Genomic DNA, 10,362 nt, shown 5'->3' with positions numbered 1-10,362 from the left:
GAAGTGGGCAATCGGGTCAGGAAATTCTTTTTGCAAATCATGTACATATCCTAAAGTCTTATGATGCTTGGTTCTAGCTTGCTTTTTCTCTTTGTCCCTATACTTTTCTTCAATAACTAAGTAGGTTCCCTTTTTTTGATTTCTAATATCAAGTCTATAAGACATAATACTTTTCTCCTGTTCATGTAGCAGATATCAATATTGAATGCTGTATATTTGATTCCATTATATTATACTATGCTACATTATGCTACATATATATGCAAAGAAAAACAAAAAAATATCCTCTCAACTTCAATGATTGAAAGGACTTTGGGAGAGGTATCTATTTAAGGGCTGTCAAACAAGCGAGAGGGCTTTTATAATATAAACTTAAAATCTAATTGTATAGGCCAATACATTTTGTGGGAAAATAGCCACAAATACACTTTTGTCAACAACCAGTTAACGGAACAAATCAATCCACTTACCTCAAATTTCATGCAGCTAACCGAAAAGGTTTAGGAGAAAAGGCCTTGATAGAATATAATACTATCAACAAATAATTATAAAAAGTATGGAGGTATTGCTGATGGAAGTTACAAAAGCCAAGATAGATGAAATTATGGAGCAAATGGAATTACTAAGCTCTGAGTTAGCTTTTATTAAAGAAACCTGCATCCATGAAAAAATAAGAAGAGACGAAGATTATGCATACTGTGATATATGTGGGGAAAAATTAGGTTGGTGGGGACTATACATGTGTTAGTCTCAATGGCAGCGTGGTTAGTGAAAATAAAAGAGCATAAGAAAAGCCTCTCCGGCATAGATTTAATCTAGAAAGGAGGGGTTTTCTTGTGCCATTTAAACATACCGGTTTCTATGTTATTAAAATAAGCTATACTCTTATGAGCATAGCTATTGTATTATTAGCAGTATTGTTACTGGCGTATTTTTATCTTACTGCTCTCATAGAAACTAGAACCATATCGGCCATGACATGGGCTGTACAAACTAAGGTAATAGTAATTGATCCGGGACATGGTGGCTATGACCCTGGTGCCAGGGGTAATCTCGGTACAAATGAAAAGGATATTACATTACAGGTATCAGAAAGATTGGCAAAAAAGTTAAGTAGAGATGGAGCGTTAGTTGTACTTATAAGGGATGAGGACCAGGATTTTTTAACTCCTGGCCCAGGTACCATGAAAAAAAGAGACCTGGACGCCAGACTTGAGATTATTAAGCAAAAAAAACCTGAATTAGTTGTTAGCATACATGTAAACAGTTATGGTTCCAAGTGGTCAGGAGCCCAAACATTTTTTAATCCAAATAGTGATAAGGGAGCTGTCCTGGCCAGGTCTATCCAGGCAGAGCTTAAAGCAGCCACCCACACTAAAAGAGAAGCTATACCTATAAACACTTCGTATCTACTGGATAATATAGATATGCCAGGTTGTATTGTAGAAGTTGGGTTTTTATCAAATCCAAAGGAAGAAAAGAAACTCATTGATCCTACTTATCAAGACAAGTTAGCTGAAGCAATTTACCGAGGAATATTAAAATACATGGTAGGTCAATAAGCATATAGAACTCCTAATGAACAGCTATCAAAAGAGGTAGCTGTTTTATTATTTTTTAAAATTGTTAAGTTTGTCCAAAAAAGTGTATTATAATAGAAGAATGATTAAGGTTTTATCAGTAGTGTTGCATAAAAATTTTCTAACATTGTCAAACCCAGAAAATAGCAATAATTAACTATGGATAATTAAGCTAAATATGTTTAAATTTAACAATTAAATTTCCTGATCAAATTGCCAAAAAGGCGAAGTAAGGGGTAGTCCTTATCCACATTTTGACAGTATGCGCTTTACAGTAGTACTGGGTCATAAGTAAGATCATCTAAATGATCTGATTCGCCTGCTATCACCTGCCTTAGAGTCATTTTGTAAGTTAGTTCGTGGTCAATTTTTCGTCGCCCCTTCGAGGTCCGCTTAGGTTTTCGATGAAGCTTGCGAATAAATGTACTAAATGCTTCTAATAAGCAAGTGATTAGCATTCTTTTAAAATTTAGCATTAAACCCTGATAGCCAGTTTTTAATTTAAGCAGCATCAGCAAGCAATGTGTTATTAGTGCTATTAGTATCTGGTTTTCCACTGCCTGGGGACTTTGCCCATAAAAGTGCTTAATGCAAAACTGCTGTTTGAGCCATTTGAAAAATACTTCTATTTGCCAGCGATAGAGGTAAATACTACTTAACTCATCTACAGATAGTTCTAGCTTATTCGTTATGATAATTATCTTATTGCCTTTACTGTCTTGTGTCTCTATAAGCTGTAGGGGATGCTCCATTTTTGTAGAGCCATCTTTACCAAGGCGTACTAGCTGATGTTTTGTTATGTTACCAGAGGTTGGATAATCTTCTATTACTTCTACTATTGCATTGCTTTTTAAGCGACTGACGAAGTAAATACCCTCTTTACAGTATGCATCAAATTTCTCATAATCAACATACGCCCTGTCAAAAACATAGATGGTTCCTTGTTCATAGATTATCATATCATCCATCATGTTTTTATCTGCAGGCTTTGCTGGTGTAACTATTGCTTCTTCTGGTATAACCACACCATTGCAGAATTCAAGTAGTAAATGAAGCTTTATCCCTGCTTTAGTTTCTCTGAATTTAGCCCATCTAAACTGGGATAAACATAAGCTTATGGTTCTAGAATCAAGTATTAGCAACCGTCCCATTTCTTGACGTATTCTATCATGACCAAGTTCTTTACCAAGTTGCGTAGTGATATTTTTGAATAAATAAGCTACTACCTCTACTGGTAGATCTCTTAATCTACGAGATATTTGTGAAGGACTAAAGGATTCACAATCAAAAGCTTCGTTAAATTCATCATTATTAAAGTCCTTGCTGATATCTCTTAAGCTGGCTCTTTGATTAATCTGAGAATTGGCTAGCAGTTCAATAAGTTCTACTGTAGATAACTTTTTTAAATACTTATCTACCTCCATGTCTGACAGCAAATTTAAAAATTTTTCATTAATTATAGGACTAAACAGTTGCAAAAAAGTGGATTTTTTGATATCCTTGCCTTGCATTTTATAACTCCTTTATATTAGGGATTTGGCAAGGACTACCTTGTTATCTCTATTATAAAGGATTTTTTAATGCAAATACAGCAAAATATCTATTTTATCTTCTTAATTCGCAGCATTTCTTTGATTATCAAAATTTATTATAACTTGACAAATTCTAAATGTTTTTTTGCAACGTTACTGAGGTTTTATAATATAGTGAGCAAAAACTAAACTAGAAGGTGTAAATATGCAGCAGGTAATATACTTGGATAATAGTGCCACAACACAGGTCTTCCCACAGGCAGCAGAAAAAATGAAACGAATACTGCTCCAAACCTATGGTAATCCATCTTCTCTGCACAAAATGGGCTTTGAGGCGGAAAAGGAGCTAAAAGAAGCAAGGCATATAATTGGGAATATACTAAAACTGGACCCAGCGACAATTCATTTCTGTTCAGGGGGAACAGAGGCAAATAATTGGGCAATAAAACAGACTGCCAGGAGGTATAAAAAAAAGGGACACCATTTAATAACTACAAGTGTAGAGCATCTATCAGTATTGTCTTCTTTTAAAGAACTAGAAGAAGAAGGTTTTCACGTAACCTACCTTCCAGTGGATGAAAGGGGTTCAATTACCTTAGATGAACTAAGAAGTGCATTGAAAAAAGGCACTATTCTAGTTAGTATTATGCATGTTAATAATGAAACAGGTACAATATTTCCAATTGAAGAGATAGGAAAAATTTTAAAAGAAGCAAATGTCATATTCCATGTGGATGGAGTACAGAGCTTTGGTAAGCTAGGGGTATATCCAGAAAAATGGGGAGTTGATTTGTTGTCCTTTAGTGCCCATAAAATTCATGGACCAAAGGGCACAGGCGCCCTATATATGAGTAAAAAGGTTCAAATACCGCCCCTGCTGGTGGGTGGAGGACAAGAAGGTGGGAAAAGGGCTGGTACGGAGAATGTCCCAGGAATAGCAGCATTAGGTGAAGCTGCAAGAATTGTAGCCGATCTTGAAAGGAAGCATACAAAGGATACCCAACCGCTATACCTTAAAAATATACTGTTGGAATACTTAAGAAGGATTCCAGGTGCTCATTTTAACGGAACACCTGAAGAGTATAATACCCCTATAATAAATCTTTGGTTTGAAGGTGTGGACAAGGCGGAGGTCCTATTGCATATGCTTGAGGAGCATGGGCTTTATGTATCTACTGGTTCTGCATGTCATTCCCGCCACCAAGAGCCTAGCCATGTTTTACAGGCTCTTGGTGCAAGGGACGAAGCCTTGTATGGAGCTATCAGGCTGAGTATTGGCTATCTAAACAAAGAGCATGAGATGAAACAGGCAGCAGAAATAATAGAAAAAAGTGTAAAAGAATATCGCCAGTTGTGGTGTTAAGTTAAATAAATTATGTTAACCAGATGTAATTTTAAAGATATTCATACTATGGGTCAAATAGCAGGAGGGATTACATGGATAAGGTTTTACTTATAAAATATGGAGAAATTGCCCTTAAGGGCAAAAATAGATTCAGATTTGAAGATAAGCTAATTCATAATCTTAAAGAGATCTTAAAAAATACCAAAGTTGGCGCAGTAAAAAAAATCTATGGAAGACTTTTAATAGAAGTGGAAGATATTGACCAGTCAATAATTGATAAGGTTAGAAAGGTATTTGGCATAACCTCGGTAAGTCCGGCAATATCTGTCGGCCTTGATCTCCAGGAAATTAAGGATGCAGCCCTAACCCTATTAAATCAAGCTCCCGGACTTACTTTTAAGGTCAGTACTAAACGTCCAAATAAGAACTTTCCTCTCACCAGCCCAGAGATTTGTAGAGAGGTAGGAGCACACCTTCTGATAAACACTGAAGATTGGACTGTTGATGTTCATAACCCAGACGTTGAGATGTTTGTTGAAGTCAGACCAGAGGGTTCATTTGTATATACTCAAGGGTACCCTGGTAATGGAGGGCTTCCTGTTGGTGTAACTGGCAAGGCCATCCTTCTTATTTCAGGGGGCATAGATAGTCCAGTTGCTGGTTGGCTCAGTATGAAGCGAGGAGTGGAGATAATAGGTCTGCATTTTCACAGCTATCCCTTTACTAGCCAACGTGCCAAGGAAAAGGTGCTGGACCTTGTTAGAGAATTGACAAACTACAAGGGGGCTATAAAGGTTTACATAAATCACTTTACAGAAATTCAAAAGGCAATAAAACAGAATTGTCCAAGAGATTTATATGTAACTATAATGCGCAGAATGATGTTTAGAATAGCTGCTAGAATTGCAGAAAAGGAAAAAGCTCTAGCATTAATTACTGGGGAAAACCTGGGTCAGGTGGCAAGCCAAACCTTAGAAAGCATGAACGTTATTAATGAAGTTGTGTCCCTGCCTGTCCTGAGACCCCTTGTGACCATGGATAAGATAGAAATAATTGAGCTTTCCAAAAGGATAAACACTTTTGACATCTCCATCCAGCCCTATGAGGATTGCTGCACACTATTTCTACCGGATAATCCTGCAACCAAGCCCAGGCTCCACAAGGTTATAGCTGCAGAGGAGAACCTGGCAGTTGAGGAGCTTATAGAGGAATCCATGGAAAAGACGGAAATACTTTGGATCAGCAATAAAAATGTTAACAATTGCTGGAAAATTTAATTAGGGTTCGTGCATATGGACATTTTCCTGTTATTATAAATGTAGAAAATGTCATATTCCCTCACCTGGAATTAAATTTTAGCAATTCTAAGGCCCCTTCCGGCCAAAAAGCCTATGCTTTGCCAACTCGCTTCGCTCAAACAGTGCAAATCATCACGCCTTTTTGGCTTCCATGGACCAACAATTGCTGGAAAATTCAATTAGGGTTCGTGCATATGGACATTTTCTTTAGTAATAATTAAGATTATAGAAAAGGAAGGATGTGATTACTGTGGGAAATATTGTTTTTGCAGGTATTGCCCCCCACCCGCCTATTATAGTGGATCAGGTTGGAGAAGGACAAAATCATGATGCCCAAAAAACCATTGCAGCCATGAGGCAGTGGGCAAAAAAGCTAAAGGAAGCAAACCCAGATCTGATAATAATCATTACTCCCCATGGCAATCTCTTTCAGGATGCCATTGCAATTCATGGCAGCCCAATTTTAAAAGGAAATTTTTCAAACTTTGGGGTAAAAGGCACCCTTTATGAATTCAAGAATCATGAGGAAATGCAAAAGCAAATAGTTTTAAAAGCCAAGGAAAAGGGTTACTCCATGGTGGAGGTCAATGACACTAGTACTTATAGATATGGCTTAAAAAAGGATTTAGATCATGGAGTACTGGTGCCCTTGGATTTTTTATCAAAAGAAGCTGTTCACGTGCCTCTGGTAGTAATATCAATGTCCCTGTTAGATAATTTGGAGCTTTACAAATTTGGAATGCTAATTGAAGAAGTTATTGCTGACAGTCAATATAATGTTGCTTTAATAGCAAGTGGGGATTTATCTCACCGTCTAACCAGAACTGCCCCGGCAGGATATGATCCTGCTGGCAGGGATTTTGACTTGATTATTTTAGAAAAAGCTAAAACAGGTCAATTAATTGAAGTTATGAATATAGATGAAGATCTGGTTGAAAGGGCTGGCGAGTGTGGTCTCAGGCCCATAATAATGCTGGCAGGAGCTTTAGATAGGTACAAAATTACCAGCGACATTATTAGCTATGAAGGCCCCTACGGTGTAGGCTATCTGGTTGCAGCCTTTAATATAGAAAAAATCAATCAATCCACCCTTGCAAAATGGAAAGGTAAAAGGGATGATAGCGTGAAAGAACAAAAAAGTAATGAATCTATTCCAGTGAGACTTGCAAGAGAAAGCCTAACCTATTTCTTAGAAACAGGTAAATACCTGCCCCTGCCAGAACCAGTGCCCGAGATGCTCAAGGAAAAAAAGGCTTGTTTTGTTTCATTAAAGAAGCATGGTCACTTGCGTGGCTGTATTGGCACCATTGAACCTGTGAGAGAAATGCTGGCCGAAGAAATTATAGAGAATAGTGTTAGTGCTGGTATAAGAGACCCCAGGTTTTTGCCGGTAACACTAGATGAACTAGATGATATAGTCTTTTCCGTAGATGTTTTATCCAAGCCAGAGAAAATTTCATCAAAGGATGAACTGGACCCCTTGAACTATGGAATAATAGTCAAAAGTGGTGGAAGATCAGGAGTTCTGCTACCAAACTTGGAAGGGGTGGATACAGTGGAAAAGCAGCTGGATATAACACTTAGTAAAGCAGGAATAAGCCCCAAAGAAAATTATACTATCTTTAGGTTTAAGGTAGAGCGATATTATTAATATTAAAAGGATAGTTTTGAAAAATCTCATGGGTTCACTATACTGGACACTCTTGTGGGAGGATGGATTAGATGCATTTAGCAAGCTGGGCAGAAAAACAAGATAATGAAAGGGTTTTATGTCTTTTATGCCCCCATGCCTGCAGTATACCCCAGGGTGAAAAAGGAAAGTGCAGGGTGAGGGTTAATAGAAAGGGCAATTTATATAGTGAGAACTATGGAAAAGTAACAGCAGTAAATGTAGATCCCATAGAAAAGAAGCCCCTTTATCACTTTTATCCAGGGAAAAACATCCTGTCCATAGGGACCTTTGGATGTAATCTTCACTGTGACTTCTGTCAGAACTGGCAAATAGCCCATGCTGTCGAACAGGGTAAAGAAATAACTCCTGAAGAAGTTGCTGAGATATCTAAGATGTATTATGTAAACCAAAATTCCCTTGGGGTAGCCTATACATACTCAGAACCAGGTATGTGGTATGAATTTATAAAAGACACAGCTCCCCTTATTAAAGAGGGTAATATGAAAAATGTTTTGGTGACAAATGGCTTTTTAAATAGACGGCCTTTTAAAGAGCTTCTTGTAAATATAGATGCTCTTAATATTGATGTGAAGGGATTTGCAGATGAGTTTTATAAGAAAATTGTCAAGGGCAAGCTAAAGCCCGTCCTGGAGAACTGCTATTTAGCCAGGGAAATGGCCTGTCATTTGGAAATAACCACATTGATTATTCCCGGGCTAAATGATGATGAACATGAAATCAGAGACCTTGCAAAGTGGTTGGCCTCCATTGATCCGCTAATACCATTACACCTTTCCCGGTACTATCCAAATTACAAGCTGCAGCTAGAGCCTACCCCATTAAAAACTTTGGAAAGGGCCTGGGAAACAGCTAAAGAATACCTGAATTATGTTTATATCGGCAATGCACCGGAGCTGGATAAATGCCATACTTACTGTTCTGAATGCAATGCTCTATTGATAGAAAGAACCTTTTATAATACCAGGTTAAGATATGGGGAAGGGGCATGTCCTAAGTGTTCAAAGCAGGTGAAGGGAGTTATTGACTAAGATTAGAAGACAGGTGCAAAATATGAGGATTGGTACAAGAGTTTTTTTAGATAAATTAAAAGAAAATACTAAATATTGCTGCAGTCAATTTCATGTTCTGGAAATACAGGACTTTGTATTTCCAGAAAACCTTGTTTACAAGGTTGATGCTTTATATAAAGAATATGAAACCCTCTTGAATGGCTTTCAAGGGGAGATTACTATCCATGGTCCCTACATGGATTTGAACCCCATTAGTATGGATACAAGGATAAGAGAACTAACCCTGGAGCGGTATCTTCAGGCTGTTGAAGCTGCAAAGGTTTTTGATTCCAGGTGGATTGTAATCCACACTTATTTTAGTCAAATTCACAATCAAGAACCCTGGTACCAGGACTATTGGATAGAGGAAAACTTAAAGTTCTGGAAAAAGGTCATTCCAGTTCTGGAAAAGGAAAAAAAGACTATTGTTTTGGAAAATGTATTTGATGTAAATCCAAGTACTATAAAGGAACTAGTAGATGGATTAGGTTCAGAGTTTTTTAAAGCCTGCCTTGATGTGGGTCATTGTAATGTGTTTAGTGAGGAAAGTATAAAGACCTGGCTTGAGGTTCTGGGAGAAAGACTAAAGTACCTGCATCTAAGTGATAATAATGGCAAGAGGGATAACCATCTGCCTATTGGCAGTGGAAGCATTGATTTTCAAGAGATTGCAAATAACCTGCCAAAAAATAGAAAAGATTTAATAGTAATCAGTGAAGCCTTTTGTTCACCTGAAGAAGAAATAGCAGGTTTTAATGTGTTAATAAGCTAACCTGGGGAAGGATTGTTATAGATGGATTCATGGCTGGAATAGGCCTCCTTGATGAGCCCATTGGATTGAAAGTTGAAAAGGGCCTGTAAAATCAGGCCCTGATTTCTTGGCGCATAAAACTAATATATGCAGCAGCAAAACATAACAGTGCAGCAGCTATTAATCCTACCACATGGGGCCAGATAAGTAACAGGGTCTGCCCAAAGGAAATAGGTCCTTTTATAGCCCCGATAATCTGCTCAATCATAATTGGTCCCAGGGTCCGTATTGATGGATTTAACAGGGTTGTTACAGCTTCATCATAAAGTGTAGTAGGAGAAAATCTGCTTAGATTCTGTTGTAATTTGGTTTGTGCCAGAATCCTGTTTATGTCAGATGTATCATGGATGGGATAGACTGCTTCCGCCACCATGCCGGCTAAAAGACCAGCAAATACTGCTAAAAAAAGCCATACTGCAATTCCTGCCAGGGCTGATGTTGACGTCTGCCTGAAAACAACCGAAAAAAACATGGATAAGGAAAGCCAAAAGGAAATATAAATAACGCTTAAAGTTAAATAGGTAAAGATTCTTAATAATTCTTCAATAGTAGGGGGGATGCCGATTAAAATTAGTCCTAGACCTCCAACCAGCAGCCCCAAGCTATATATTACTATTGCAATTACTATTACACCTGCCAGAAATTTGCCGTTAATCAAGGCATCCCTATAAATAGGCTGTGACAATAATCGACTTAAGGTACCCCTGTCCCGTTCCCCATTTATAGCATCAAAACCCAGGATTACTCCTACAAGGGGGCCGAAAAAAGCTATAAAGGAGATGAAAGAGAAGGGGAGTGAGGCACCAGAAGTAGTAAATAGTCTTAAAAACACAAAGTCCAATTCATCACGTCCCACAGTACTTCTAATGGTAGCTGCCGCAGTATAAAGGGCGGCAAAACAAGTCAGCCCTACTATGAGAGAAAGTATTAAAAACCTTTTACCACGTAAATAATCTGCAAGCTCTTTAATAACTACTGCAGACAGACCTGTATTAGCCTGGAAAATCTTTCTGGCACCCTGTATAATTGCTGCATGTTTTTTTTCTTGAGTCAT

Annotated in this window: 9 protein-coding genes; 7 read left to right on the top strand and 2 right to left on the bottom strand. The window is 37.8% G+C overall.

The genetic code is table 11. The annotated features are described in order from the left end of the window. Positions 1–571: 571 nt before the first annotated feature. A complete protein-coding gene (locus K364_RS26590; protein WP_156946403.1) occupies positions 572–748 on the top strand; it encodes a hypothetical protein in 177 nt (58 codons plus the stop codon). A gap of 88 nt (positions 749–836) precedes the next feature. Then, on the top strand, positions 837–1,562 hold the full coding sequence (locus K364_RS22885) for an N-acetylmuramoyl-L-alanine amidase (protein ID WP_084295517.1): 726 nt from the start codon (positions 837–839) through the stop codon (positions 1,560–1,562). Positions 1,563–1,849: 287 nt separating this feature from the next. On the opposite strand, the gene K364_RS0105035 is transcribed toward K364_RS22885, so the two are convergent. After that, positions 1,850–3,091, bottom strand: coding sequence for an IS4 family transposase (locus K364_RS0105035; protein WP_028307113.1), 1,242 nt, complete (start codon positions 3,089–3,091; stop codon positions 1,850–1,852). Positions 3,092–3,317: 226 nt separating this feature from the next. On the opposite strand from K364_RS0105035, the gene K364_RS0105030 reads away from it, so the two are divergent. From K364_RS0105030 to K364_RS0105010, 5 genes are all read left to right on the top strand, one after another. Beyond that, complete coding sequence (locus K364_RS0105030; RefSeq protein ID WP_028307112.1) at positions 3,318–4,475, top strand: cysteine desulfurase family protein; 1,158 nt, start codon at positions 3,318–3,320, stop codon at positions 4,473–4,475. A 74-nt stretch (positions 4,476–4,549) separates the two neighbouring features. Further along, the gene (thiI, locus tag K364_RS0105025) at positions 4,550–5,734 is read left to right on the top strand and encodes a tRNA uracil 4-sulfurtransferase ThiI (protein WP_028307111.1); all 1,185 of its coding nucleotides are present in this window, start codon (positions 4,550–4,552) and stop codon (positions 5,732–5,734) included. A 271-nt stretch (positions 5,735–6,005) separates the two neighbouring features. Continuing rightward, entirely contained in the window at positions 6,006–7,406 is a 1,401-nt protein-coding gene (gene amrA / locus K364_RS0105020; RefSeq protein ID WP_028307110.1) for an AmmeMemoRadiSam system protein A, read from the top strand. Positions 7,407–7,477: 71 nt separating this feature from the next. After that, positions 7,478–8,476: an AmmeMemoRadiSam system radical SAM enzyme gene (gene amrS / locus K364_RS0105015; RefSeq protein ID WP_028307109.1), complete on the top strand. Its 999-nt coding sequence runs from the start codon at positions 7,478–7,480 to the stop codon at positions 8,474–8,476. Continuing rightward, positions 8,469–9,269 (top strand): sugar phosphate isomerase/epimerase family protein, encoded by an 801-nt coding sequence (locus K364_RS0105010; protein ID WP_028307108.1) that lies wholly within the window; start codon positions 8,469–8,471, stop codon positions 9,267–9,269. The genes amrS and K364_RS0105010 overlap by 8 nt, the downstream gene beginning before the upstream one ends. Positions 9,270–9,360: 91 nt before the next feature. Here the strand turns inward: K364_RS0105010 and K364_RS0105005 are convergent, their stop codons facing one another. After that, positions 9,361–10,362: an ABC transporter permease gene (locus K364_RS0105005; protein ID WP_084295513.1), complete on the bottom strand. Its 1,002-nt coding sequence runs from the start codon at positions 10,360–10,362 to the stop codon at positions 9,361–9,363.

Origin of the sequence: Desulfitibacter alkalitolerans DSM 16504, assembly GCF_000620305.1 — a bacterium.
GTDB classification, from domain to species: Bacteria; Bacillota; DSM-16504; order Desulfitibacterales; family Desulfitibacteraceae; genus Desulfitibacter; species Desulfitibacter alkalitolerans.
The sequence above is the reverse complement of the archived record's forward strand: the minus strand, read 5'-3'. Positions and strand labels throughout refer to the sequence as shown.

What these genes read in the sequence shown, in the direction of transcription:
- K364_RS26590 (WP_156946403.1), top strand. Translation starts at nt 572, where the DNA reads ATGGAAGTTACAAAAGCCAAGATAGATGAAATTATGGAGCAAATGGAA.
- K364_RS0105035 (WP_028307113.1), bottom strand. Translation starts at nt 3,091, where the DNA reads ATGCAAGGCAAGGATATCAAAAAATCCACTTTTTTGCAACTGTTTAGT.
- K364_RS0105030 (WP_028307112.1), top strand. Translation starts at nt 3,318, where the DNA reads ATGCAGCAGGTAATATACTTGGATAATAGTGCCACAACACAGGTCTTC.
- thiI (WP_028307111.1), top strand. Translation starts at nt 4,550, where the DNA reads ATGGATAAGGTTTTACTTATAAAATATGGAGAAATTGCCCTTAAGGGC.
- amrS (WP_028307109.1), top strand. Translation starts at nt 7,478, where the DNA reads ATGCATTTAGCAAGCTGGGCAGAAAAACAAGATAATGAAAGGGTTTTA.
- K364_RS0105005 (WP_084295513.1), bottom strand. Translation starts at nt 10,362, where the DNA reads ATGACTCAAGAAAAAAAACATGCAGCAATTATACAGGGTGCCAGAAAG.